The sequence below is a fragment of the Streptomyces sp. C1-1 genome (assembly GCF_050214755.1).
In the GTDB taxonomy this organism is placed as follows: domain Bacteria; phylum Actinomycetota; class Actinomycetes; order Streptomycetales; family Streptomycetaceae; genus Streptomyces.
In genome coordinates this window covers 8716315-8741387 of record NZ_CP189826.1, presented here as the reverse complement: position 1 = coordinate 8741387, position 25073 = coordinate 8716315, and the positions used below count along the sequence as shown (strand labels likewise).

Sequence of the window (25073 nt, the reverse complement as noted above, 5' to 3'; positions counted from 1 at the left end):
TTTTCGAGGAGGCGGCGGCAGCGATGGAGATCCGTTCCACCAGCGACGAGGACATCGACGTCTTCGTGGACACGCTCCACGCCGCGTTCGGACTCTTCCCGGAGACACCGGCCGAGGGGGGCGGCGGGGTCTGGTGGTCGGCGCTGGAGATGGACCGCGGCCTGCTCGCCCGCACGGCGGACGGCAGGCCCGTCGGCACCGCCGCGTCCTACTCCTTCGAACTCACCCTGCCCGGTGCGTCCGTCGTCCCGGCCCCCGGGGTGACCGCCGTCGGCGTCCTGCCCTCGCACCGACGCCAGGGCGTGCTCAGCGCGATGATGCGGCATCAGCTCACCGGACTGCGGGCCGGCGGCGAGTTCCTCTCGGTGCTGCTGGCCTCCGAGGCCCTGATCTACCGCAGGTTCGGCTACGGGCCCGCGACATACACGCAGCGGCTGACGGTGCCGCGCCACCGGGCGGCCCTCGCCCTCCCCCGGGCGCGCGGATCGGCCGACGCCCCAACGGGCTCGGTCGAGGTGCTGCGGCGTGCCGAGTGCGGCGACGTCCTCGAGGAGGTCTACGACCGCTACCGCCGCACCCAGCCCGGCGCGCTGTCCCGGCCGCACCGCTGGTGGGCCCTGCGCGCGGGACAGCCGCCGATCGCGCCCGCGGCGCGCTACGTCGCCGTCCACCGTGGCACCGACGGCGTCCCCGACGGGTACGCGAGCTACTCGGTCGACTCCGGCACCCTGACGGTCGACGAGACGATCGCCACCGACGACGCCGTCTTCACGGCCCTGGCCCGGTTCGTCCTCGGACACGACCTGGTCACTCAGGTCGTCTTCAAGCACGTCCCGCCCGAGCACCCGCTGCGCTGGCAGCTCGCGGACTTCCGGGCCGGCCAGGACAGCGACCACACCGACTGGCTCTGGGTACGGCTGCTCGACGTCCCGCGGGCGCTCACCGCGCGTGGCTGGTTCACGGACGGCGAGCTCGTCCTCGACGTCGACGACCCCTTCCTCGGCGAGCGGGCCCGCCACCTGCTGTCGGTCCGGGACGGCAAGGCCGACTGCGTCCCGACGGACCGGGAACCCGACCTGTCGCTGGACATCAGCGACCTGGGCTCGGTCTACCTCGGCGGCACCACACCGGGCACGCTCATACGGGCCGGACACATCCGGGCCCACCGTCCGGGCGCGGCCGCCCTCGCCGACTCGCTCTTCGCGGCCGAGCGCACCCCGCACTGCCTGCACTGGTTCTGACCCGCGCTCAGAGCCGGAACGCCGTGGTCACCTCCTCGGTGAGGGCGTCCTCCGTCATGCCGGCATCGACCGGGATCGCACGCAGACCCAGCCGCTCGGTCTCCGCCCGCAGGCGCTCCGTGAACAGGCCGTCGCGTTCGGCGAGGTTGCGGCCGGCCCGCGCCGGGTCGCTGGTCCTCCACAGGAACCCTTCGCCGGGCGCCGAGCGGTTCCGGAAGGCGGCCTGGCGGAAGTCGGGGGTGGGAAGGCGCCAGACCGCGTGCTCGGGAGCGGCGAGGAGCGGCCGCACGAGGCGCGGCAGCAACCGGAAACCCTCGACGACGACGCAGGGCTGCCGCGGCAGCCGCAGCAGATCCTCCACGATCAGCCCGAAGCCCTCGCCGCGGAACCAGTGGAAGGTCTCCAGCATGACGTGCGGCGGCCGGTCCACCCATCGCTCGTCCATGTCCATGGCCATGAACGCGTGCAGGAAGGGCGCTTCGTCGGGTGTGGTCCGGGCGGCGTGGTCCGGCATCGCGTCGTCGGTCGCGTACAGCCGCCAGCCGTGGCGGTCGGCGAGCCGGCGGGCCACCGTCGACTTGCCCGCACCGCTGCCGCCGCCGATCCAGTACACGTGCCGCAGTCGTGCGGCGAGGCCGGTCACGTGGCGGAGGAGAGCTGTCGGCGCACCCATTCCGGATCGGGGTTGGTGTGCGGCCGGCCCGCCACGACGACAGTCGGCACGGTCTCGTTGCCGTCGTTGGCGGCCCGCACCACCGCCGCCCCGGCGGGGTCCCGCCGGATGTTCACCCAGTGCAGCCGCCGGGCACGACGGCCCAGCCGGAGGCGCAGCCGCACACAGTACGTACAGCCCGGCCGCCAGTAGACGACGGGCCGGCCGTCGGCGGCGCTGCGGCGTTGCGCCTCCTGCGCGTCGACCGACCTCGGGAAGATCAGGGGCGAGTTGACGGCCGCCAGCACCAGGAACACCAGCAGCAGTGCCGTGGCCTCGGCGGGGCTGCCGTCGAGGGCGAGCTCCGTCGCCAGGGCCGAGCCGCACAGGGCGAAGAGCAGGGGCGGCAACCAGACGCGCGTCATGGTGACGCAGGCTACTCATGCACGCAGCGGCAGCACCACCGTCACCGTCGTCGGCCCGCCCACCGGACTGGTGATCTCCAGCGTGCCGTCGACCGTACGGACGCGTTGCGTCAGCCCCGTCAGGCCGCTGCCGGTCCCCGCCCGCGCTCCGCCGTGCCCGTCGTCGGTGACGCACAGCCGGAGCGCGCCGTGCCGCCGGCTGACTTGCAGTGCGGCGCGGCGGGCGCCGCTGTGTCTGATGACGTTGGTGAGCAGTTCGGCGGCGCAGAAGCAGGCGATGGTCTCGATGGCGGGGGTGGGCCGCTCGGGCACGTCGACGGCCAGCTCCACGGGGAGGGTGCTGCGCGCCGCGAGCGTGGCCAGGGCGTCGGGCAGACCGTCGTCGAGGGCGGGCGGGTGGAGGCCGCGGGCCAGGTCGCGCAGCTCGGTCAGGGCCTCGGTGGCGTTGCGGTGCGCCAGCTCGATCAGTTGCCGCACCCGGCCGGGGTCGGCCACCGGGTCGCCGTCCGCGCCCAGGCGCTCCCTGGCCGTGTCCGGCTCAGGGCCAGCGCGACCAGCCTCACCTGCGCCCCGTCGTGCAGGTCGCGTTCCAGGCGGCGCAGCAGGGCAGCCGAGTCGTCGACGGCGAGGGCACGGGTCTCCTCCAGGCTCCGTACCCGCTCGGCGAGTTCGCCGGGGCCGAGCAGGGCCCGCATCAGCCAGCGGTCGACGGCGACCACGCCCCGCGTGCACCAGGGCGCCGTCAGCAGGATGAGCGCCCCGGCGGCCGCCGCGACGAAGGTGCCGGCGAGGGAGGTGCTGTACGGGGCTCCGCCGCCGATCGGGACCGGGGTGATCGTCGGCATGTCCCGCTGGCCGAAGGCGGCCCAGCGCAGGGGTGTGGCGAGGTCGATCAGGCCGGCGAGCCACCAGCCGGCCGCGTACATGCCGAAGGCGGCGACGGGCAGCTTCACCAGGACGTAGGCCACCGACCGCCGGCCCGCCGCGTCCCGCAGCCGGGCGTCCAGCCGCGCGAACGCCCCTCCCCCCGGCCGCGGCCGGGCCGGCGCCGGCACCCGCTCCCCCAGCAGCGCCGCGGCGAGACGACGGTGCACGCCGGAGAGGGCACGCGCGAGGCCGATCGCCGTGACGATCAGCAGGAGGCCGAGGACGGCACCGAGGAGGGAGACGGTGAGGCCGGCGCCGAGGGCCAGGAACGCCGCCACCGGGAGGAAGCCGGCCAGGGCGAGGGGGAAACCGAGCAGGCAGTGGGCGAGTTCGGCCCGGGCGCGGGCGGTGAGGGGAGCGCCGAGGACGCTCCGCACGGGCGGTGGGCCGCTACGCATTCCGCCGCACCACCGCCGACCCGCCGCCGGGCGGATGCTTCCAGCCGGTTGTGGTCACGGACGCGAGATTATGGACGTACACCTCCCGGCGGAACACGGCGCTCCCCCGTCTCACCCGGGGGTTCTCCACAGCCCGCCGCGACGCTGTCGGTGGCCCGGGCTAGTCTGCGCGCATCGGACCACATCGGACCACTCAGCACGGAAAGGGGCTCATCGCCCATGCTGATCGAACACCGCGGGCGGCGGCCGCTCGTCCCCGACTCCGCGTACGTGGCGCCCGGCGCGACCCTGTGCGGGGCGGTCGTCCTGGGTGAGGGCGCCCGGGTGCTGCACGGCGCGGTGCTGACGGCCGAGGACGGGGAGGTGCGCGTCGGCGCGGACACGGTGGTGATGGAGCACGCGCTCGTGCGCGGACGGGCCCGGCATCCGGCCGTGATCGGCGACGCCGTGCTGATCGGCCCGCACACCCATGTCAACGGCGCGGTCGTCGAGGACGAGGTCTTCGTCGCCACGGGTGCCTCGCTGTTCCCGGGCTCGGTGGCGGGCGCGGGGGCCGAACTGCGCATCAACAGCGTGCTGCACGTGGGCTCCCGGCTCGCGCCCGGCGCCGTGGTCCCCATCGGCTGGATCGCGGCGGGCGACCCGGCACGGCTCTTCGCACCGGAGCAGCACGAGGAACTGTGGCAGGTGCAACGCGAGTTGGACTTTCCGGGGACGGTGTACGGGGTACCGCGGGGCACGTCGATGCGCACCGTGATGGCCCGTCAGAGCGCCTTCTACGGCGCCCACCTGGACGACCGGGTGCTGGACGACGAGTGACCGGTGCAGGCCGGACGTGGCGTTCGTCAGCCCCTGACGCTGCCTGCGGTGAGACCGCCGACGACGAAGCGCTGGAACACGGCGAACACGCAGACCACGGGGACGCTGATGAGTTCTTGCGCTCTATTCACGCGGCGAGGGTCCTCCGAGACCAGCGTGCGCGCGCCGATGAAATCGGACAAGCCGGATCGACGAAGCCTTTCGGGAGGAGGACGGGGCTGCTAAGCGCACCGAGATCCCAGGGCCGCCAACTCGCCGATTTCCTCATGGGATTGGCATAGACCTGACCATGATCACCCGCTAGGATCTGCGGCGCACCCCCCTGAGAGCGCTCTCACCGTTCTGCTGTTCCACCCCCACCCTGCTGGAACAACGAAGGGGCACCCCCTTGAGACGCATCACATCCCTGCGCACCGGCCTGTCCGCTCTCCTCCTGGTCGGCACCTGGGCCACCGCGAGCAGCCTTCCGGCCTCCGCCGCGGACTCCCCCGCACACTCCTCCTCCGAGGCACCCGCCTCCGCCTCCCTCCTCACCGCGATGCGGCACGACCTCGGCCTCACCGACAAGCAGGCCAGGGCCCGACTGGCCGCCGAGAAGACCGCCACGGCCGTGGAGCGCAAGGCCAAGCGGGCCGCGGGAACCTCCTACGGCGGCTCCTGGTTCGACCCGTCCACCGGCCGGCTCACCGTCGCCGTCACCCGCGGCGCGAACACCGAGGCCGTCCGCGCGACCGGCGCGACCGTGCGGACCGTGGAGCACAGCGCGCGCCGGCTGGACGCGACGAAGGCGCGCATCGACGCCCTGTCCGCGCCCGCCGGGGTCAGCAGCTGGTACGTCGACCCCAAAGCCAATGAAGTCGTCGTGGACGTCGTCGCCGCACACCGCTCTGACAACGATGTCCGGGCGTTCCTGGCCCGCGCCCGCCAGGCCGGGCCCGTCACCGTCGAGGAGACCGCCGCGGCGCCGCGCACCTTCGCCGCCGGGACCGTGGGCGGCGACCCCTACTACACGGGCAACGTCCGCTGCTCCATCGGCTTCTCGGTGTACGGGGGCTTCATCACCGCCGGGCACTGCGACCAGCACACCGGCGCGGTGTACGGCTGGGACGGCTCCTACATAGGCAACTTCCAGGGCTCCTCGTTCCCGGACAACGACTACGCCTGGGTGAACGTCGGCAGCGGCTGGTGGACCGTCCCGGTCGTGCTCGGCTGGGGCACCGTCTCCGACCAGCTGGTCCGCGGCTCAGCCGAGGCCCCCGTCGGCGCCTCGATCTGCCGCTCCGGCTCCACCAGCCACTGGCACTGCGGCACCGTCCTGGCCAAGAACGAGACCGTCAACTACAGCCAGGGTGCCGTCAACCAGCTGACGAAGACGAGCGTGTGCGCCGAACCGGGCGACTCCGGCGGCTCCTTCATCAGCGGCGACCAGGCACAGGGCGTCACCTCCGGCGGCTGGGGCAACTGCAGCTCCGGCGGCGAGACCTGGTACCAGCCCGTCAACGAGATCCTCAACCGGTACGGGCTGACGCTGCACACCGCCTGATCCCCCTACGGCGGCGCGGGCTCCCGGGTGGGCTCCGTGCGACTCCCGGCCCACCCGGGAGCCGCTGGAGCCCAACGTCCGGAGGGTCACCTCCGGGCCTCTTCCGGCCATCGGTGCGACCGTCTACATTCTGGATCACCATGAGGCACATCCAGACGTACGACATCGCGACGTCCCCCGGCGGGCGCGGCTCGACCGCCGCCGGGGGACGGCGTCTTGTGGGCCTGCCGGGCAGTCGCCGGTGAGGGCTTTCGTGCTGACCGCGCCCGGGGCGTACGAAGTCCTCGACGTCGCGGCGCCGGTGGCCGGACCGGGCGAAGCCGTGGTGGACGTGGAGCGGGTGGGCGTCTGCGGGACGGACATGGAGTTCTTCACCGGTGCGATGGCCTACCTCCACCAGGGGCACTCGGCGTATCCGATGCGGCTGGGGCACGAGTGGGCGGGCCGGGTCACGGCGGTCGGCGACGGCGTCGACCCGGCGTGGCTGGACCGCCGGGTCATGGGCGACACGATGCTCGGCTGCGGCGCCTGCCGCCGTTGCCTGCGGGGTCTGCAGCACGTGTGCGAGAAACGGCACGAAGTCGGCATCCGCGGCGGCCGGCCCGGCGCCCTCGCGGAGCAACTGGCCGTGCTCGCCTCCTCGTTGCACGCCCTGCCCGACTCCGTCGACGCCACGCTCGGGGCCCTGGTGGAGCCGGGCGGCAACGCGCTGCGCGCCGCACGGGCCACGGCCGCGGGCCCCGGCGACCGGGCCCTCGTCCTGGGGCCGGGGACGATCGGGCTGCTGACCGCGATGTTCCTGCGCGTCACCGGCGCGGAGGTGCACCTCGCCGGTCTCACCGAAGCGTCCCTGTCGTTCGCGCGCGAGCTGGGCTTCGCGCACGTGTGGCCGGAGGACTCCGTCCCCGACCTCCCCTTCGACGCGGTCGTCGACGCCACGAACGCGGCCCATCTGCCGCGCAGGGCGGTGGAGTTGGTGGAGCCGGGCGGTTCTGTGGTCTACATCGGACTGTCCGGCGAACCCAGTGGGGTCGACACCCGCGCACTCGTCCTGAAGGACGTGACCGCGATCGGCATCCTGTCCGCCTCCCCCGGCCTGGCCGCCGCCGTCCGGGCGTACGCCGAGGGGTCGGTGGATCCCCGGCCGCTGGTGGCGGCGACGGTGGGGCTGACGGAGGTCGGGGCGGTACTGGCGGGAGGACGACCGGCCGGGGCCGGACCGGGACCGAAGATCCAGGTGGATCCCCGGCGCTAGGGGCGGCACGAGGTGCGCCGACATCGCCCCAGAAGCAGCAGGAGCCCGCAGGAGCCACGTCGCCCCGGAAGCCGCAGGAGCCACGTCGCCGCAGAAGCAGTATGGGCATGGGCGGTCCCGGAGCCGTGGAAAAGAAAATTCGTGTGCTGGACGCCACGTGCCGCCACTACCCTCGGTGCCATGATCACGCCTTCGCCTCAGCGCCGGATGATGCCCCGCTCACGGGGCTGCTGAGCACGGACGCGTACCGAATCCGAGGCCCCGGGACGGGGCCTCGCCGCGTTGTGCGGACCCGGCCCCGCCACCCGGCGGGAGGGCACATGAGCACACGACGGCACTACATCACCACGACTGTCCCATACGTCAACGCACGCCCCCATCTGGGCTTCGCCCTGGAGCTGGTACAGGCGGACACGCTGGCCCGCCACCGCCGCCGACGGGGCGACCAGGTGCGGCTGGTGACCGGTACGGACGACAACTCCCTGAAGAACGTGCTGGCCGCCGAGGCCGAGGGCGTCGACGTCCGGACGCTGGTCGACCGCAACGCCGACGCATTCGCCGCGCTCCGGGCCCCGCTGGCGCTGTCGACCGACGACTTCATCCGTACCAGCAGCGACCCCCGCCACCGCGTCGGCGTGGAGCGCCTGTGGCGGCGGTGCGCCGCGGCGGGCGACCTGTACCGCAAGGAGTACACGGGCCTGTACTGCGTCGGCTGCGAGCAGTTCTACACCGAGGACGAGCTGGTCGACGGCCGGTGTGCCGAGCACGGCACCGCACCCGAACCCGTCACGGAGGAGAACTGGTTCTTCCGGCTGTCCCGCTACGCCGACCGGCTCCACGACCTGATCGCCGGCGGCGGCCTGCGCGTCGAGCCCGCCGCCCGCCGCAACGAGGTCCTCGCCCTCATCGCCGGCGGTCTGCGCGACTTCTCCGTCTCCCGCTCCCACACGCGCGCCCACGGCTGGGGCATCCCCGTGCCGGACGACCCCGACCAGGTCGTCTACGTGTGGTGGGACGCCCTGGGCAACTACGTCACCAGCCTCGGCTACGGCACCGACGACCCCGCGTACGAGCAGTGGTGGGTGACGGGAGAACGCCGAACGCACCTGGTGGGCAAGGGCGTTGTGCGCTTCCACGCGGTGTACTGGCCGGCCGTGCTGCTGTCGGCAGGGCTGCCGCTGCCCACCGACGTCCTCGTCCACGACTACCTCACCGTGGACGGCCGCAAGATCAGCAAGTCCGGCGGTGCCACCGTCGATCCGGTGGCCCTGGTGGACGCCTACGGCACGGACGCGGTGCGCTGGTGGCTGCTGCGCGAGGTCCCGCGCGTCGGGGACGCGGACTTCACCCGGGACCGGCTCGTCGCCCGCGCCGACGCGGACTTCGCCGGCGGCCTGGGCAACCTCGTCCACCGCGTCGTGACCATGGTCCACCGTTTCCGCGGCGGCGCGGTGCCCGCCCTGGGCGCCGACCGGTTCGCGGTGGCCACGCTGCTGGAGGTGTGCGGGGCGGCACCCGGCGGGATCGACGCCGCGCTGGCCGACCACGACTTCCGCCGGGCCGTCCAGGCCGCCTGGAGCATCGTGGAGGAGGCCAACCGCTGTATCGACGCCACCCGCCCCTGGGAGCTCGCCAGAGCGGAGCGGCAGGGCAACGCCGACGCGGCCGAACGCCTCGACGCGGTCCTCGCCGCGCTGGTCACCGCCTGCCGCGTCCTGGGGGACGAGCTCCAGCCTTTCGTCCCGGAGGCGGCGGCGCGGATCGCCGAACGGGTGACGGCCGTGGACGGCGTGCTGCCGCCCACGCGTCCCCTCTTTCCTCGCCTGGGCGCACCGTGAGCGTCGGTGAACCGCGCCCAGGTCGGTGCGCCTAGGGCAGCATCACGAGCTTCCCGGCGGCCTGGTCGTCCTCCATGTACCGGTGGGCGGTGACGATCTCGTCGAGGGCGAACACACGGTGCACGTGGGGCCGGTAGGTCCCGGCCTCGACCTCCCGGACCACCCGCTGGAGCACCGATGCCCCGGCGCTGCCCTTGATGTCGTCGCTGTGGAAGGCCGTGAGCCGGGTGCCGGACGGGATCATGGCGATCGGCTCGAAGTCCGGGATCAGCCAGCCGCTGAGCGAGCCCGACATGCACACCGTGCCGCCCCGGCGCACCAGGCGCAGCGAGTCGACGAGCGTGTCCGCCCCGACCAGGTCCAGCACATGGTCGGGGCCCTCGGGCCAGATCTCGCGCAGCCGCTTCGCCAACGGCTCACCGTCGTCGAGGAGTACGTGGTCGACGCCGGCCGCGGTGAGCGCGTCCGTCTTGTCCGGCCGCCGGGTCGTGGCGGCGGTCTCCAGCCCGTGACCGGCCGCGATGGACGCGGCCGCCATTCCCACCGAGGAGGTGCCGCCGCGGATCAACAACCTTCCGCGGCCGCCCGGTTCGACGCCCAGCGCGTCCAGTGAGCCCCGCGCGGTCAGATACGTCTCCGGCAGCGCGGCCAGGACGTCCCAGGGCAGGGTGGTGGCGAGCGGCATCAACAGCTGGTTCGGCAGCAGCGCGTACTCCGCGTAGCCGCCGTCGAACTCCCGGCCCATCTCGCCCATCACCGCCGCGACCGTGGTCCCCTCCGGCAGCCGCGGATCGGTCGAGTCGGCCACCACTCCCACGCACTCGATTCCCAGCACACGCGGGAACGTCACACTCGGGGAGTGCCCCTGCCGGGTCCTCAGCTCCGATCGGTTCAGGCCCGCGCCCTTCACCCGGACCAGGCTCCAGCCCTCCCGCACCTCGGGCACCGGCAGCTCGCGGACCTCCAGCGCCTCCGGGCCGCCCGCCCGGACGCAGACCGCCGCTCGCATCGTCGCAGCCATTTCAACTCCCCCTCGTGGAAGCGTCGTCGCCCTCGAAGGTAAGGGACCGTGATCGCGGTGGCGCGTGGTTTCAGCGGGCGAGCCGCTTGCGCAGGCGTCGCTTGGATGCGTCGGCCCACACGGCCGGCAGCTGCCGCTCGCGTTCGGCGGCCGCGGCCTGCTCCTGGCCGTAGAGCAGCCCCCAGGTGAAACCGGGCTCTCCGGCGGCGTGCGCGGCCACGGCCAGCTTCCGCAGGGTGTCCCGTGCCACGACGCTGTCCTGGTGGTCGCCGAGGGCCCGCTGTACGGCCTTGACGCGTTTGCCGAGCCGCTTCGCGGGTTTGCCGAGCGAGGCGCGCGCCGGTTCGGTGGCGTAGCGCGTCTTCTTGGCGGCCTTGCGCGCCTCGTGGAGGGCCGCGTCGAGGTCCTTGCCCGGCGGCAGGTCCAGCGCGTGCGCCATGCGCGCGGCAAGGCGGTCGTACTCCTTGAGGATCGCCTTGGGCATCGCCTTGCGCGGCTCGCGGGCGGCCTTGCGGCGCAGCGGGGGCTGCTCGGTCAGGGTGGCGAGGGAGTCCAGCAGGGCGAGGTAGCGGGGCGAGTTCAGGGCGTCGAGGGTGCGTCGGCGCGCCTCGGCGGTGCCGGCGACGTGCCACGCCCGCAGCCGGGCCTCGACGGGTCCGAGGACCAGCTCGGGAGGTGAGGCGTCGACGCGCGCGTCGAGGCGTTCCGCGAGGACCTCCCGGTCGCGGGCGTCGGCCAGTTCCCCGCCCAGCCATTTCAGGTTCTCGCGGATCGGGTCGGTGATCTCCCGGCTCAGCACGGACCGGTACGACCGCAGGACGCTGCGCAGCCGACGGCAGGCGACCCGGAACCGGTGCACCGAGTCGGGCAGGTCGCGCCGTACCGCGGGATCGAGGGCCACGAGGGTGCGCACCTGCTCGTCCACGTGCCGGAGGACCTCGTCGCCCGCCGAGCCGGGTACGACCCTCTCGGCGCGGGCGTCCGGCAGGCGCGGCCCGTCGAGTCCCGTCTCCTCCAGGGCCCGGGCCAGCTTGGAGGCATGGGTCGCCCGGTCGATGCCGCTCTTGCGCAGTGCCTTGTCGACGACGTCCAGCACCGCGGGGTCGGCGTCCTCGGCGAGCTCGACCTCCATCTCGGTCCAGGCGGCCAGGGTGGTGGTGCCGCGCAGGGACTCGGCGCGGACGCTGTCGACGGTCAGTTCGGCCAGCACCTCCTCGTCGGAACCGACGAGCCGGCGTGTGCTGCGGGTGGACCGGACGCGGACCACGGGGGTCAGCGGCGCCCCGCGGGTCCGGGAGAGGGCCAGGTCGCGCAGGTCGTCCGGGACCGTCTCGGACAACGGCGCCTGGACCTCCTCCCGGCTGTCGCCGGTCAGGGGCAGCTTCAGATGCCAGCCGGCGTCGGGCCCGCCCGTCCTGCGCCGCAGCGTGGCCGCCGCGCCGGCCAGACGCAGGTCCTCGGTGTCGTGGTACACGGCGTCCAGGTCCTCGGACCCCCGCTCCACGACCGACACGACGCCGTCCACGCCGGTGAGCTCGCGGAGCCACGCGGCGTCGTCGGCCGACGGAGCGGCGTACTTTCGCTCTGTCTCACGCTTCGACTGGGTCATATATGTCGCGTGGCCGCATCAGGGCCGCTCAAACACGTTGTGGCCCTCGCACCTGCGGCCGACCGAGACACTGCGGCGGGGAGCCGGCCGTCGGGTGGCCGTTCAGCGGGGTGTACGGGCGAAGGTGTACGGCGCTGAGACGAACGTGCTGTGGTGGTCGGCGGCGCGCAGGGCTGCGGTGAGGCGCTCGCGCGGCTTGAGGCCGAGGCCGGCCGTGGCGTGCAGGGCGCCCAGCGCCAGGTCGTCGCCGCAGCCCACGGCGGCATAGCCGGCGGCCGGCTCGCCGACCTGGTAGTCGTCGTGGATCTCGAAGAGACGGCCGTGGACGCCGACGAGGAAGGAGCCCGCCTGTTCCTGTTCGGAGTCCTTGCGGGCCCAGCCGCCCTCCTTGAGGCAGGTGCGGACGGCGTCGATGAAGGTCGTGACCATGAAACGGTCGAGGTCGCCCTGGGGGTGCGGGGCCTGGAAGGCGTGGTGCAGGAGCTGGCCCATGCGGAAGGAGGTGGTGAAGCCGAGTACGTAGGGACCGTTGGTGAAGACCTTGCGGTCGCGGCGGATGGTGAGCTGCGACCCGCTGCTGCCCGCGGAGTCTCCCCCGAGGTGGACGCGCCGACGATGGACCAGGCCGACGATGACGGTCAAGTCACGACCTCCGCAAGCTCGTTGGGACGTTGGCGTGCTCCATGGTCCGGTTCTGCCCGCCGACCGGGCGGATCTACCGCTTCCGCGCCCTTCTCGGAAGCGAGCCCGCCCACCCCGGAAGCGAGCCCGCCCACCCCGGAAGCGAGCTCGGCCACTCCCGGAAGCGCGCCCCGCCCACCCCGGAAAGCGAGCCCCGCCCATCCCGGAAGCGAGCCCCGCCCATCCCGGAAGCGCGCCCCGCCCACCCCGGAAGCGAGCCCGCCCACCCCGGAAGCGCGCCCGCCCACCCCGGAAGCGCGCCCGCCCACCCCGGAAGCGCGCCCCGCCCTTCCCGGATGCGAACCCCGCCCTTGTCCCCGTCGTCGGACCTCGCCTAGCCTGAGTTTGTGCCGCTAATAAACAAAGCCCGATCGCACAGCGCCGTGCCGGGCCCCCGAAGCGACCTCGTCCGGCTCCGTGTCGTCCTCACGGTCTTCTTCGCCATGGACGGCTTCGTCTTCGCCGGCTGGGTCGTCCGCATCCCCGCGATCAAACAGCAGACCGGAGCCTCGGCCAGCGCCCTCGGCCTGGCCCTCCTCGGCGTCTCCGCCGGCGCGGTCGTCACGATGATGCTCACCGGCCGCCTGTGCCGCCGCTTCGGCAGCCACCCGGTGACCGTGGTCTGCGGCGTCCTGCTCTCGCTGAGCGTCGCGCTGCCCCCGCACACCCACTCGGCGCTCGCCCTGGGCCTCGTCCTCCTCCTCTTCGGCGCCGCATACGGCGGCATCAACGTCGCCTTCAACAGCGCGGCCGTCGACCTCGTCACCACGCTGCGCCGGCCGATCATGCCCAGTTTCCACGCCGCGTTCAGCCTCGGCGGCATGATCGGCGCCGGTCTCGGCGGGCTGGTCGCCGGGCACCTCTCCCCTGCCCGGCATCTCTTCGGCCTGACCCTCGTCGGGCTGCTGGTGACCGCCGTCGCCGGACGCGCCCTGCTGCGCATCGAGCCGCCACGACCCGCCGACCGGCCGGCCGCCGCCCCGCAGGACGGCACACGCCGACCGGACACCCGCACGCGCGGTCTGGTCGTCGTCTTCGGGCTCATCGCCCTGTGCACGGCGTACGGCGAGGGCGCCATGGCCGACTGGGGTGCCCTGCACCTCGAACAGGACCTCGGCGGCTCCCCCGGGGCCGCCGCCCTCGGGTACTCCTGCTTCGCGCTCGCCATGACGGCCGGACGGCTGACCGGCACGACCCTGCTCGAACGGCTCGGCCGCACCCGTACCGTCGTCGTGGGCGGCACCACCGCAGCCGCCGGCATGCTGACCGGCGCCCTGGCGCCCTCCCTCTGGGCGGCCCTGGTGGGCTTCGCCGTCACCGGCCTCGGCCTCGCCAACCTCTTCCCGGTCGCCGTCGAACGCGCGGGGACGCTCGCGGGCCCCAGCGGGGTCGCGATCGCCTCCACCCTCGGCTACGGCGGCATGCTGCTCGGCCCGCCGGCCATCGGTTTCATGGCGGACTGGTTCTCGCTGCCCGCCGCGCTGACCAGCGTCGCGATACTGGCCGCGGTCGCCGCGCTCATCGGTTTCGCGACACTGCGCGCGACGACTCCCTGACCCCGCCCGGCGGACTCGGGCGCCGCAGTCAGCGGTCCTGCAGTCGTACGAGGTGGTACAGCACCGGTATCGCGGTGGTGTGGTTCTCCCGCAGCGTGGGCCGCAGGAAGCGGTAGAAGCTCGGCCTGCCGAACTGGCGCAGCGCGGCGCCGGGCAGGCTGAGGTCCCAGCGGGCGTGCCCGACGTGGGTGTAGGGAGAGGCGTCGGCGTCGAGGGGTTCGAGCAGCAGGGAGTTGTCGAGGCCGGTCTCGGCGGCGTACCAGCCGGTGAGGTGCTCCCAGAGTTCGGCCACGCGTCGCGGGTCCTCGCCCGTGAGGTAGTGGAAGAGGAACAGTCCCTGCCGGGTGCGGTCGACGTCGGCGACGCACTTGCCGCACCGGGCGGTGAACACCTGCACCTCCCGACCGTGGTGTTCGAGGCGTCGGCGCAGGTCACGGTAGGCGACGGCGCGCTGCACGGCTGGGATGTCCCGCGGCGTCCTGGTCTCCACCAGCACGGCCACGTCGTGGGGGGCGCGGGGCGGGCCGTCCGGCGGGTTCCAGCCGATCGCCGGTGCCGTGGCGGCCGCCCGGTACACGCAGGCCCGCTTGACCTCGGCCAGGCTGGCCAGGTCCTCGGCCTCGGCGCGCAGCCTGTCGAGCAGGAGTGTCCGGTCGCGGTTGTGGCCCGGCCTGCCGGGGCCCGCCGCCGACGGCAGGAGCGTCGCGGCGAGGTGGAGGTAGCCCGACGGCGGCGGCTCGGTGAGCGGGGCCGGGTGGAACTTCGGGCGGGGGTGGACGAGGGTGACGCTCATGGGATCTCCCGCGGGGCGGTGTCTTCCCTGGCGTCGTAGCACCTACCCGATGCCCGCCTCCTCAAGCGCCGTGCCACGGCCGCGGGCCCCACCGGTTGTCGCGCTGCCGGTAACGTCGCACCTCCGCAGATCGATCCCGACCCAGTGGATGGTGGCGCCGTGCTGGACCCCGACCGCCCCCGCGGCATCGCCTCCGCCCTGGCGGAGTTCGCCGAGGACACCTCGCTCGTCTCCGCCCCCGACGTCCTGGGGCTGTTCCGGCGGGTGGCCGCCACCGTGCCGGCCTACGGCGCCTTCCTCGCCGAGCGCGGCGTCGACCCGGACGCCGTCCGCACCCTCGACGCCTTCCGCGCACTGCCCCTGACCGACAAGGAGTCGTACCACCACCGCTACCCGCTCGCCGAACGGTGCCGGGACGGTCGCCCGGCGGATCTGGACATCGTGGCCGTGTCCTCCGGTTCGAGCGGGCGGCCGACCCTGTGGCCGCGGTCCGTGCTCGACGAACTGCACATCGCTCGCCGCTTCGAGCAGATCTTCGCGGACGCCTTCCGAGCCGCGGAGCGCAGCACGCTGGCGGTGGTGTGCTTCCCGCTGGGCACCTGGGTGGGCGGTCTGTTCACGGCCGGCTGCGTGCGGCTGCTGTCGGCCAAGGGCTATCCGGTCACCGTCGTCGCGCCGGGCAACAAACCGGAGGAGATCCTGCGTGTCCTGCCCGAACTCGCCCCCGGTTTCGACCAGACGGTGCTGCTCGGCTACCCGCCCTTCCTCAAGGACGTCATCGACACGGGCGCCGCGTCCGGCCTGGACTGGAGCCGGTACGCCGTCAAACTCGTCTTCGCGGGCGAGGTGTTCAGCGAGGAGTGGCGGGACATCGTCGGCGCGCGGGCGGGGCTGTCCGACCCGGTGCGCGACACCGCTTCGCTGTACGGCACCGCGGACGCGGGCGTGTTGGGCAACGAGACGCCGCTCAGCATCACGGTCCGGCGCTTCTTCGCCGCCCGCCCCGACGCGGCGCGGGAGGTCTTCGGGGACGCCCGGCTGCCCACGCTGGTCCAGTACGACCCCGGCAGCCGCTACTTCGAGCAGCACGAGGGGACGTTGGTGTTCACCGGTGACAGCGGGGTTCCGCTGATCCGGTATCACATCGCCGACGAGGGCGGGGTGATCCCTCATGCGGAGATACTGCGCATCTGCGCGGACCACGGCTTCGACCCGGTGGCCGCGGCGGGCACCGACTCCCGTGGCCTGCCGTTCGTGTACGTCTTCGGCCGGTCGCTGTTCACGGTGTCGTACTTCGGCGCCAACATCTATCCGGAGAACGTCTCCGTGGGCCTGGAACAACCCGGCGTGCACGACTGGGTCTCCGGCCGCTTCGTCCTGGAGGTGGTGGAGGACGAGTCGCACGACCGGCAGGTGCGGATCACGGTGGAACGAGCGCCCGGCAAGGACGGCGACCCGGCCCTCGTCGCTCGTTCCGTAGGCGACCAACTCCGGCGTCTGAACAGCGAGTTCGCGAACTACGTGCCTGAGGCACGGCAGTTGCCCGAGGTCCGGCTGCGTGACTTCGGCGACCCCGAGTACTTCCCGCCCGGGGTCAAACACCGCTACACGCGCGGCTGACGCCGGCTCGCGCACGCCCGCCCGCGACTGTCGAAAATGCCTGCGGTCCCCGGCCCCGGCCGACGTACTCTGACCTCCGCCGTCCGACGAGGGAGAACACATGGGGATCCGGAGCCTGACCCGTAGCGAAGCCGAGCGACGGGCCGCGCTGCTCACGGTCGAGCGGTACGACGTGGAGATCGATCTCACCGCTCTGCCCACCGGGCCGGAGGTCCGCTGCGTCTCCACCATCACCTTCACCTGCCACGAGCCCGGCACCGAGACCTTCGTGGACTGCGCGGCCCAGGTCCGCGGCGCCACGCTGAACGGCGCCGCGCTCGCCCCCGGCGACGACGGCCGCATCTCGCTGCCCGCCCTGGCCGGGCACAACGTGCTGCGCGTCGAGAGCGTCCAGTCCGACACGGCCGCCGGCCCGGGCGTGCACCGGGCCGTCGACCCCGCGGACGGCGAGGTCTACCTGTGGATGAGCTTCGAACCGGACGAGGCCCGGTTCGTGTGGGCGTGCTTCGATCAGCCCGACCTCAAGGCGCCGCACGCCTTCACCGTCACGGCCCCGGCCGCGTGGACCGTCACCAGCAACTCCGGTGACGCCCGCGTCGAGGACCTGGGCGCGTCCCGGCGCTGGAGCTACCCGGACACCCCGCCGCTGTCGGTGTACAACACCGTCGTCAACGCGGGCCCCTTCCACGAGATCCGCCGCGAGGCCGACGGCCACGACCTCGGCCTGTACGCCCGACGCTCGCTCGCCGAGGTCCTCGACCGCGACGCCGACGAGATCTTCACCCTCACCCGACAGGGCCTCGCCTTCTACGGCGAGGCCTTCGCCATGCCGTTCCCGCAGCGCCGCTACGACCAGGTGTTCATGCCGGAGTTCGGCGGCGCGATGGAGAACTACGGCTGTGTGACCTGGTCGGACGCGTTCCTGCGGCGCGCCGAACCGACGCCCGCCGAGCGGGAGTTGCTCGCCATCGTGCTGCTGCACGAGATGGCGCACATGTGGTTCGGCAACATCGTCACCATGCGCTGGTGGGACGACCTGTGGCTGAACGAGGCGTTCGCGGAGTTCGCCTGCCACTGGGCCGCCGAGGGCGCCACCCGCTACACCGACGCGTGGGCGGGTCATCTGGCGGGCGACAAGCTCAGGGCGTACCTGGCCGACCAGGGCCCCGCCTCGCACCCGATCCACCAGCCCATCCACGACGTCGCCCAGGCCGCGTCCATCTTCGACAGCATCACCTACCCCAAGGGCGCCTCCGTCCTGCAGCAGCTCATGACGTACGTCGGCGAGGACCGCTTCCGGGCGGGCATGGCCGCCTACTTCGCCCGCCACGCCTGGGGCAACACCTCGCTCCAGGACCTCGTCGACGCCCTCGCCGAGGCCAGTGGGCGCGATCTGGACGCCTGGCGTGCCGCCTGGCTGGCGAGGGCGGGCACCGACCGGTTCTCCCTGGAGCGCGACGGCGACAGCGTGACGCTGGTCGCCGCCGACACGCCTCGTCCGCAGGTGCTGGCCGTCGGCGCCTACCAGAGGAAGGGCGACGACGGCGAGGCGCTGGAGCGCGCCGCGCTGGTACGCGTCGAGGTGACCGGCCCCCGGACCCCGGTGACCGGCCTGCCGCCCACCGCGGACGTCCTGCTCGTCAACGACGACGACCTCACCTTCGCCACGACCCGCCCCGATGCCACGACGAGGGACGCCTTCTTCGGTACGGCGGCGCGGTTGCCCACGGCCATCTCCCGTGGCGTGGCCGTGGCCACCGTGTGGGACATGCTGATCACCGGCGAGGCCACGGCGGTGGAGGCCGGACGGTGCGTCACCGCGGTCCTGTCGGCCGAGACGTCCGACGCGGTGATCGAGCCGTATCTGGACCTCGCGGCGAACATCGCCGACCTGTGGGCGCCGCCCGCCGAACGCGCCGGGCTGACGGCGGCGGTGGCCGCGGCCTGTCGGGAACTCGCCGCGGACCCCGGCCGCCGGCAGGTGGCGCTGCGCGGTCTGGCCCGGACCGCGACGGGCGCGGACGACCTGGCGTGGCTGCGCGAGCGGGCCGGCGACGACGTGGACCTGCGCTGGCGTGCGCTGGTCCGCGAGGCGGAGCTGGGCGGGGACGTCGCCGCGGAGACCGCGCTGCTGCTCGCACACGATCCGGACCCCGACGCCCGGATCCGCGCCCTCGCCGTACGGGCCGCCCAGCCCGACGCCGCCGCGAAGGCCGAGATCTGGCAGCGGCTGGCCGTGGACCGCGAGGTCCCCGTGGCCGCGGTCGGCCAGATCGCGACGGCCTTCTGGCGCCCGGACCAGGACGAGCTGCTGGCCCCCTACACCCAGCTCTATCTGGAGGCGATCCCCCAGCTGCACGTCGGCGGGATGATCCCCGCGATGGGCTACACCCGGCACCTCTTGTCGCCGTACGCCGTCGACGCCGACTACCTCGACAAGGCCCGTAAGGCCGCCGCGGAGGCACCCCCGGTCGTCCGCACCACGCTCCTGGAACGCTCGGACGCCATCGCCCGCATGCTCCGGGCCCGCACCGGGACCGCCTGACCGACACACCCCCCGCCCCCGCCGAGGGCGCCCCGGTCGCGGTCCGCGTCAGGGCTTCAGGGCGGGGGCCGGGGCGGCGGCCGGTGTGCGCAGCATGAACACGTCGACGGGGTCCTCGCTCTGCGACTCGAACCCGAACCGCTCGTAGAGGCGTCGGGCGGGGCTGCCCTGCAGCACGTTCAGGCGGACGGGGACGCCGGCGCGGTCGGACCGACCGAGCAGTTCGCGCAGCACCGCCGATCCGATGCCGCGGCCCTGGAGACGCGGGTCGAGGAGGAAGTGCTCCAGCCAGTGCGCGTCCTCGGCGGGACGCAGGGCCACGCAGCCGGCGAAGGCGCCGTCGACCTCGATGACCCAGGTGTGCGCCGGTTCGAACCTGTCCCGCAGCCGCTGCCGCACCCGGTGCTCGTCATACCGCCCGAGTCGCTCCAGATCCGGCCGCATCACCACGGCCCGCAACTCCGCCACGGCCTCGAGATCCGCCCGCGTGGCCGGCCGTATGTCCCAGTCCACCATGATCACCACGCTACCGGGACGGCCGGGTCCGCACGGAAACGTCCGCCATCCAGGACAGATACCGGCCTACTGGCCGCCTACCGTCGGCGTCGTCCGAGCGACCTCCTCGAAAGGACCGCCATGTCCGAGCAGCAGAACCGGGCCCCGGAGGGCTACACGACGGTCGCGCCCTGGGTCACCACCGACGACACGGGGGCCTTCCTCGACTTCGTCGCCCACGCGTTCGAGGGCGACGAACTGGTGCGGGTGGCCACCGAGAACGGCGCGATCGGGCACGGTGAGATCCGGGTCGGCGACACGGTGGTGCTGGCCTTCGACCGAAGCGCCGACTGGCCGGTCATGCCGAGCCTGTTGCGGGTGTTCGTCGCGGACGCGGACGCGGCGTTCTCGCGGGCCGTCGAGGCGGGCGCACGGGTCGTCACCCCCCTCGCGGACGACGCCTTCGGTCAGCGCGGGGGGCGCGTCAAGGACCCCTTCGGCAACATCTGGTGGGTGGTCGCCCGCATCGAGGACGTCTCCGAGGAGGAGATGTGGAAGCGGCTGCGGGAACCCCGGTACGCCGAGGTCATGCGCGTGTCCCAGGAGACGTTCGACGCCGAACTCAGCGGCCGGAGCCAGGGGCGCGGCAGCGCACCCGTGCGGACGACCGGCCGGCGGACGACCGGCTGACAGAACGGTTGCCTTCACCCGCGCTCCATCCGGCACACTCCCCTCATGGAGACAGCGGAGTTCTTGGAGATCCTGGACCGGGAGGGCCGGCTGCTGGCCGTGGCCGCCGAGCGGGCCGGCACCGACGCCAAGGTGCCGACCTGTCCGGACTGGACGGTGCGGGACCTGCTGCGGCACACCGGGGTGGTGCACCGGTGGGCGGCGGGCTTCGTCGGCGACGGGTACGCCTCGCCCCGCGCCATGGGCGAGGCCCCAGAGCTCGACGGCGCCGAGCTGCTGACCTGGTTCCGTGCGGGGCATCGGCGTCTCGTCGACACCCTCGCCGGCGCCCCGTCCGACGTGGAGTGCTGGCACTTCCTGCCCGCGCCGTCACCGCTCGCGTTCTGGACCCGGCGGCAGGCGCACGAGACGACCGTGCACCGGATCGACGCCGAGGCGGCGCGCGGCGGGGCGCCCGGCGAGATCGGGCCCGCGTTCGCCGCGGACGGCGTCGACGAGCTGCTGAGGGGATTCCACGCCCGCGCGAGGAGCAGGGTGCGCAGCGAGCGGCCCCGGGTCCTTCGGGTGCGGGCGACTGACGTCGACGGCGCGGTGTGGACCGTACGCCTGACCGCGGAGCCGCCCGTCACCGTGCGGGGCGAAAGCGGTGGCGCGGACTGCGAAGTGACCGGGCCGGCCGCGCAGTTGTATCTGTCCCTGTGGAACCGGCTGCCCTTCCCCGGCGTGACCGGGGACGCCTCGGTCGCCGCGCTGTGGCGCGAGAGGTCCGCCGTCTGAGGGCGAGGATCCTCAGCTCGCCAGCATCTTCGTCAGGACCGCGCGCTGCACCGGCAGCACCTCGCCGTACAGGGCGCGTCCCTTCTCCGTGAGGGCCACCCGCACGCCCCTGCGGTCCTCGGGGCACATGGTGCGGTCGACCAGACCGTCCTTCTCCAGTCGGGCGATCAGGCGGGACAAGGCGCTCTGGCTCAGATGGACCCGCTCGGCGATCTCCTGCACCCGGTAGGCGCAGGACTCCCCGGACAGTACGTCGAGCACCTCGAAGTCGCTGGCGCACAGGCCGTGTCGATGCAGTGCGCGGTCGAGTTCGCACTGGGTGCGGGCATGCAGCGCGAGGATGTCCCGCCACTGGTCCACGAGCGCCTGCTCGGCCTTCTTCGCCGCCATGGCCGCACCGTAGCAGAGAAACGAATTTATTGCATCGGAATTAAATGCGTTTGCATTCGATGCATGCGCATGTAGTGTCTGTGGACATGACCTCTCCGCTCACCAACCCCGCGGCCCCGGTTTCGGCGGTCCGCTGGACTCCCCGGCTGTGGGGCACCCTGCTGGTGCTGTGCGCCGCGATGTTCCTGGACGCCCTCGACGTGTCGATGGTCGGCGTCGCCCTGCCGTCCATCGGCTCCGACCTCGACCTGTCCACCTCGACCCTGCAGTGGATCGTCAGCGGCTACATCCTGGGTTACGGCGGTCTGCTCCTGCTCGGCGGCCGCACCGCCGACCTGCTCGGCCGGCGTCAGGTCTTCCTGGTCGCCCTGGGTGTCTTCGCGCTCGCCTCGCTGCTGGGCGGTCTCGTCGACTCCGGCCCGCTGCTGATCGCCAGCCGGTTCATCAAGGGACTCAGCGCAGCCTTCACGGCACCCGCCGGACTGTCCATCATCACCACGACCTTCGCCGAGGGGCCGCTCCGCAACCGCGCCCTGTCGATCTACACCACCTGCGCGGCCACCGGCTTCTCCATGGGCCTGGTCCTCTCCGGCCTGCTGACGGAGGCCAGTTGGCGCCTGACCATGCTGCTGCCCGCGCCGATCGCCCTGATCGCGCTGCTGGCCGGCCTGAAACTGCTGCCGCGCAGCGAGCGCGAGAAGGACCACAACGGCTACGACGTCCCCGGCGCCGTTCTCGGCACCGCCTCGATGCTGCTGCTGGTCTTCACCGTCGTGCAGGCGCCCCAGGCCGGCTGGGCCTCGGCCCGCACCCTGCTGTCCTTCCTGGCCGTCGCCGTCCTGCTGACCGTGTTCGTCCTGGTCGAGCGCCGCTCCCCCGGCCCGCTGATCCGGCTCGGCGTGCTGCGCTCCGGCAGCCAGATCCGCGCCCAGCTCGGGGCGGTGGCCTTCTTCGGCTCGTACGTCGGCTTCCAGTTCCTGACCACCCTCTACATGCAGTCGCTGCTGGGCTGGTCGGCGCTGCACACGGCGCTGGCGTTCCTGCCCGCGGGTGCGTTGGTCGCGGTGTCCTCCACCAAGGTGGGCTCGATCGTCGACCGGTTCGGCACCCAGCGGCTGATCGCGGCCGGCTTCGCCCTGATGGTGCTCGGATACGCGCTGTTCCTGCGCGTCGATCTCGACCCCGTCTACGCCGCCGTCATCCTGCCGTCGATGCTGCTCATCGGGGCGGCCTGCGCGCTGGTCTTCCCCTCGCTCAACATCCAGGCCACGAACGGCGTGGAGGACCACGAGCAGGGCATAGTCTCCGGCCTGCTCAACACCTCGGTGCAGGTGGGCGGCGCGATCTTCCTGGCCGTCGTGACGGCGGTGGTGACCGCCCACGCACCCCAGCACGCCACCGCCCAGAGCGTGCTGGACAGCTACCGGCCGGGCTTCCTGGTCGTCACCGGCGTCGCGGTGGCCGGCCTGCTCATCACACTCACCGGCCTGCGCACCCGCCGGCCGGCGCGCTCGGTGGTCGTCGCCAAGTCCACCGCCCTGGAGGCGGATCGCGTGCCCGTACGCGACTAGGGGAAGCCTCCACGCGTGCGCCCGGCGGGAGTTGGTTGCCCGTCGGGCGCACGGCTGTGAGACTGGACGGATGGACGGGCACGGGGGCAGGCCGCACAAGGCCGAGCGGGACGCACTGACCGTCGAGGTCGGATACGCGCTGGTCAGCGCGGTCTTCCTGGCCGGGGTGGTGTTCGCGGCCGTCGCCGGTCCGGCGTTCCTCTTCGACCTGCCCGACCTGCTGTCGGCCCTGCTGCCGAGGGTGGGCCTGGCGCTCGCACCGATCGTCTTCGTCGTCCGGGTCGTGAGCGTCCTGGTGGATTTCCGGCGTGCCGCTCAGCCCAGCCAGCCCGGCCGGACCAACCCCGACTCATAGGCCAGAACCACCAGTTGGGCCCGGTCTCGGGCGCCCAGCTTGACCATCGTGCGGCTGACGTGGGTCTTCGCGGTGAGCGGGCTGACGACCAGGCGGCGGGCGATCTCCTCGTTGGACAGGCCGATGCCGACCAGCGCCATCACCTCCCGTTCCCGCTCGGTGAGTTCGGCGAGGACGTCCGCGGCCGCGGGCTCCTTGGAACGGGCCGCGAACTCGGCGATCAGCCGGCGCGTCACACCAGGGGAGAGCAGGGCGTCCCCCGCCACCACCGCCCGCACCGCACGCAGCAGTTCCTCCGGTTCGGTGTCCTTGACCAGGAAGCCCGAGGCGCCCGAGCGGATCGCCTCGAAGACGTACTCGTCGAGTTCGAAGGTGGTCAGCATGACCACCTTCACCTCGCCCAGCGCGGTGTCCCCGGTGATGCGGCGGGTGGCGGCCAGACCGTCCAGCACCGGCATGCGGATGTCCATCAGCACGACGTCGGGGCGCAGTTCACGCACCTGGCGCAGCGCCTCCTCGCCGTCGGCGGCCTCGCCGACCACCTCGATGTCCGGTTGCGCGTCGAGCAGCGCCCGGAAGCCTGCCCGTACCAGTGACTGGTCGTCGGCGAGCAGTACACGGATCACCGGTAGTCCTCCTTGGCCGCGGGCCTCAACGGCAGTACGGCGAGCACCCGGAAGCCCCCGTCGGGGCGCGGTCCCGCCTCGATCGTGCCACCCAGGGCGGCGGCCCGCTCACGCATTCCGGCCAGGCCGTTGCCGCTGCCGCCGGCGTCCGCTCCGGTGGCGGGCCCGTCGTCGTCGATCCGCAGCCGCAGCGCCCCGGTGTCATGGCCGACGTGCACGCGCGCGTGCCGTGACCCGGAGTGCCGTACGACGTTGGTGAGCGCCTCCTGCACGATGCGGAACGCGGCCAGGTCCGTGCCGGGCGCGAGCCGCGGCGGCGCCCCCTCCACGTCCACCGTCAGACCGGCGCTCGCCGCCTGCTGCACCAGCTCCGGCAGCCGGTCCAGGCCCGGCGCGGGCGCGCGCGGCGCGTCTCCGGGCGTGCGGAGCGTGTCGAGGACCTGGCGGACCTCGCCGAGCGCCTCCTTGCTGGCGGCCTTGATGGTCGTGAGCGCGGTGCGCGCCTGCTCGGGGTCGGTGTCGAGCAGGGCCAGGCCGACACCCGCCTGCACGTTGATCACCGAGATGCTGTGCGCGAGGACGTCGTGCAGTTCGCGGGCGATGCGCAGCCGCTCCTCGTCGGCCCGGCGCCGCGCCGCCTGCGCCCGTTCGGCCCGCTCGCGGGCCCACTGCTCACGGCGGGCACGGGCGAGCTCCGCCAGCGCCACGACCGCCGCGACCCAGGCGGCGATCACGCCCTCCTGCGCCCAGGAGGCGGGCGGGTCCCCGGCCGGCGGCAGCCATCGGTACAGCCAGTGGGCCACCAGCACATGTCCCGCCCACAGCATGCCCACCGCGCCCCAGGCCGCCTTGCGGTGCCCCGCGACGACGGCGCTGAAGCAGGCCACGACGACGGTGAGGAACACGGGCCCGTACGGATAGCCCGCGCCGAGGTAGACCACCGTGGCGGCGGCCGTGCCGAACGCCACCGCCACCGGATACCGGCGCCGCCACAGCAGCAGCCCCGACGCGACCAGCAGCAGCGCCCACGCGAAGACGTCCAGGGCGGCTCGCTCGCCGTGCTGCCGGTGGGCGGCGAAATGGGACCCGAACAGCACGAAGGCCGTCAGCAGCGCGGTGGAGCGCCACGGCCACCGGGCCGCCCGCTCCTCCTCGCCCCGGCGGCCCGCCCACGGCGGCCCGTGCCGACCCCACCGCGGCGGGCCGCCCCCGCGCACGCGCTGCTGCTCGTCCATGACGGCCACGC

Annotated in this window: 24 protein-coding genes; 12 read left to right on the top strand and 12 right to left on the bottom strand. The window is 73.3% G+C overall.

The window, feature by feature from the left end; genetic code table 11:
* Positions 1-23 precede the first annotated feature (23 nt).
* Positions 24-1241, top strand: a complete 1218-nt coding sequence (locus ACQF4J_RS39730) for a GNAT family N-acetyltransferase (RefSeq protein ID WP_427167978.1) — start codon at positions 24-26, stop codon at positions 1239-1241.
* A 7-nt stretch (positions 1242-1248) separates the two neighbouring features.
* On the opposite strand, the gene ACQF4J_RS39725 is transcribed toward ACQF4J_RS39730, so the two are convergent.
* The 4 genes from ACQF4J_RS39725 to ACQF4J_RS39710 are packed head-to-tail and all read right to left on the bottom strand — an operon-like array spanning position 1249 to position 3643.
* Complete coding sequence (locus tag ACQF4J_RS39725) at positions 1249-1884, bottom strand: hypothetical protein (RefSeq protein WP_427167977.1); 636 nt, start codon at positions 1882-1884, stop codon at positions 1249-1251.
* Entirely contained in the window at positions 1881-2318 is a 438-nt protein-coding gene (locus ACQF4J_RS39720) for a glutaredoxin domain-containing protein (RefSeq protein ID WP_351804727.1), read from the bottom strand. Before ACQF4J_RS39720 ends, ACQF4J_RS39725 begins: the two co-directional genes overlap by 4 nt.
* A 15-nt stretch (positions 2319-2333) precedes the next feature.
* A complete protein-coding gene (locus tag ACQF4J_RS39715; protein WP_427167975.1) occupies positions 2334-2813 on the bottom strand; it encodes a sensor histidine kinase in 480 nt (159 codons plus the stop codon).
* The gene (locus ACQF4J_RS39710) at positions 2783-3643 is read right to left on the bottom strand and encodes a sensor domain-containing protein (protein ID WP_427167973.1); all 861 of its coding nucleotides are present in this window, start codon (positions 3641-3643) and stop codon (positions 2783-2785) included. Before ACQF4J_RS39710 ends, ACQF4J_RS39715 begins: the two co-directional genes overlap by 31 nt.
* Before the next feature lie 219 nt (positions 3644-3862).
* On the opposite strand from ACQF4J_RS39710, the gene ACQF4J_RS39705 reads away from it, so the two are divergent.
* The 4 genes from ACQF4J_RS39705 to metG all read left to right on the top strand — a co-directional run bounded on the left by ACQF4J_RS39705 (position 3863) and on the right by metG (position 9098).
* Entirely contained in the window at positions 3863-4462 is a 600-nt protein-coding gene (locus tag ACQF4J_RS39705) for a gamma carbonic anhydrase family protein (protein ID WP_351581778.1), read from the top strand.
* Between the two features lie 388 nt (positions 4463-4850).
* Positions 4851-6005 carry a S1 family peptidase gene (locus ACQF4J_RS39700; RefSeq protein WP_351581780.1) on the top strand — a complete coding sequence of 385 codons (1155 nt, stop codon included), beginning with the start codon at positions 4851-4853 and terminating at the stop codon, positions 6003-6005.
* A 241-nt stretch (positions 6006-6246) separates the two neighbouring features.
* On the top strand, positions 6247-7260 hold the full coding sequence (locus ACQF4J_RS39695; protein WP_427167970.1) for a zinc-dependent alcohol dehydrogenase: 1014 nt from the start codon (positions 6247-6249) through the stop codon (positions 7258-7260).
* Positions 7261-7580: 320 nt separating this feature from the next.
* Positions 7581-9098 carry a methionine--tRNA ligase gene (gene metG / locus ACQF4J_RS39690; RefSeq protein ID WP_351804719.1) on the top strand — a complete coding sequence of 506 codons (1518 nt, stop codon included), beginning with the start codon at positions 7581-7583 and terminating at the stop codon, positions 9096-9098.
* A 31-nt stretch (positions 9099-9129) separates the two neighbouring features.
* Here metG and ACQF4J_RS39685 read toward each other — a convergent pair whose 3' ends face one another.
* From ACQF4J_RS39685 to ACQF4J_RS39675, 3 genes are all read right to left on the bottom strand, one after another.
* Positions 9130-10119 carry a zinc-binding dehydrogenase gene (locus ACQF4J_RS39685; RefSeq protein WP_351804717.1) on the bottom strand — a complete coding sequence of 330 codons (990 nt, stop codon included), beginning with the start codon at positions 10117-10119 and terminating at the stop codon, positions 9130-9132.
* 70 nt (positions 10120-10189) lie between these two features.
* On the bottom strand, positions 10190-11728 hold the full coding sequence (locus ACQF4J_RS39680) for a CHAD domain-containing protein (RefSeq protein ID WP_427167967.1): 1539 nt from the start codon (positions 11726-11728) through the stop codon (positions 10190-10192).
* 102 nt (positions 11729-11830) lie between these two features.
* Positions 11831-12370, bottom strand: coding sequence for a hypothetical protein (locus ACQF4J_RS39675; RefSeq protein WP_427167966.1), 540 nt, complete (start codon positions 12368-12370; stop codon positions 11831-11833).
* A 422-nt stretch (positions 12371-12792) separates the two neighbouring features.
* Here ACQF4J_RS39675 and ACQF4J_RS39670 point away from each other — a divergent pair, with 422 nt between their 5' ends.
* Positions 12793-13965: an MFS transporter gene (locus tag ACQF4J_RS39670; RefSeq protein ID WP_427167964.1), complete on the top strand. Its 1173-nt coding sequence runs from the start codon at positions 12793-12795 to the stop codon at positions 13963-13965.
* 28 nt (positions 13966-13993) lie between these two features.
* Here ACQF4J_RS39670 and ACQF4J_RS39665 read toward each other — a convergent pair whose 3' ends face one another.
* Entirely contained in the window at positions 13994-14758 is a 765-nt protein-coding gene (locus tag ACQF4J_RS39665; RefSeq protein WP_351581796.1) for a hypothetical protein, read from the bottom strand.
* 159 nt (positions 14759-14917) lie between these two features.
* Here ACQF4J_RS39665 and ACQF4J_RS39660 point away from each other — a divergent pair, with 159 nt between their 5' ends.
* Both ACQF4J_RS39660 and pepN read left to right on the top strand, forming a co-directional pair.
* Positions 14918-16378 carry a phenylacetate--CoA ligase family protein gene (locus tag ACQF4J_RS39660; protein ID WP_427167961.1) on the top strand — a complete coding sequence of 487 codons (1461 nt, stop codon included), beginning with the start codon at positions 14918-14920 and terminating at the stop codon, positions 16376-16378.
* Positions 16379-16478: 100 nt separating this feature from the next.
* Positions 16479-18923 carry an aminopeptidase N gene (pepN, locus tag ACQF4J_RS39655; protein ID WP_427167959.1) on the top strand — a complete coding sequence of 815 codons (2445 nt, stop codon included), beginning with the start codon at positions 16479-16481 and terminating at the stop codon, positions 18921-18923.
* 48 nt (positions 18924-18971) lie between these two features.
* Here the strand turns inward: pepN and ACQF4J_RS39650 are convergent, their stop codons facing one another.
* Complete coding sequence (locus ACQF4J_RS39650) at positions 18972-19439, bottom strand: GNAT family N-acetyltransferase (RefSeq protein WP_427167957.1); 468 nt, start codon at positions 19437-19439, stop codon at positions 18972-18974.
* 120 nt (positions 19440-19559) lie between these two features.
* Between ACQF4J_RS39650 and ACQF4J_RS39645 the strand changes: the two genes are divergently transcribed.
* Positions 19560-20108, top strand: a complete 549-nt coding sequence (locus tag ACQF4J_RS39645; protein WP_427167955.1) for a VOC family protein — start codon at positions 19560-19562, stop codon at positions 20106-20108.
* Between the two features lie 45 nt (positions 20109-20153).
* Positions 20154-20885 (top strand): maleylpyruvate isomerase family mycothiol-dependent enzyme, encoded by a 732-nt coding sequence (locus tag ACQF4J_RS39640; RefSeq protein ID WP_351581806.1) that lies wholly within the window; start codon positions 20154-20156, stop codon positions 20883-20885.
* A gap of 12 nt (positions 20886-20897) precedes the next feature.
* Here ACQF4J_RS39640 and ACQF4J_RS39635 read toward each other — a convergent pair whose 3' ends face one another.
* The gene (locus ACQF4J_RS39635) at positions 20898-21275 is read right to left on the bottom strand and encodes a MarR family winged helix-turn-helix transcriptional regulator (RefSeq protein ID WP_351581808.1); all 378 of its coding nucleotides are present in this window, start codon (positions 21273-21275) and stop codon (positions 20898-20900) included.
* Between the two features lie 86 nt (positions 21276-21361).
* On the opposite strand from ACQF4J_RS39635, the gene ACQF4J_RS39630 reads away from it, so the two are divergent.
* Together ACQF4J_RS39630 and ACQF4J_RS39625 are read left to right on the top strand one after the other, a co-directional pair.
* Positions 21362-22846 carry an MFS transporter gene (locus ACQF4J_RS39630; RefSeq protein ID WP_427167952.1) on the top strand — a complete coding sequence of 495 codons (1485 nt, stop codon included), beginning with the start codon at positions 21362-21364 and terminating at the stop codon, positions 22844-22846.
* Positions 22847-22916: 70 nt separating this feature from the next.
* A complete protein-coding gene (locus tag ACQF4J_RS39625) occupies positions 22917-23201 on the top strand; it encodes a DUF6332 family protein (protein ID WP_351581812.1) in 285 nt (94 codons plus the stop codon).
* On the opposite strand, the gene ACQF4J_RS39620 is transcribed toward ACQF4J_RS39625, so the two are convergent.
* Together ACQF4J_RS39620 and ACQF4J_RS39615 are read right to left on the bottom strand one after the other, a co-directional pair.
* Positions 23162-23827, bottom strand: a complete 666-nt coding sequence (locus ACQF4J_RS39620) for a response regulator transcription factor (protein ID WP_351581813.1) — start codon at positions 23825-23827, stop codon at positions 23162-23164. The genes ACQF4J_RS39625 and ACQF4J_RS39620 overlap by 40 nt on opposite strands.
* On the bottom strand, positions 23824-25062 hold the full coding sequence (locus ACQF4J_RS39615; protein ID WP_351581815.1) for a sensor histidine kinase: 1239 nt from the start codon (positions 25060-25062) through the stop codon (positions 23824-23826). Before ACQF4J_RS39615 ends, ACQF4J_RS39620 begins: the two co-directional genes overlap by 4 nt.
* Positions 25063-25073 lie beyond the last annotated feature (11 nt).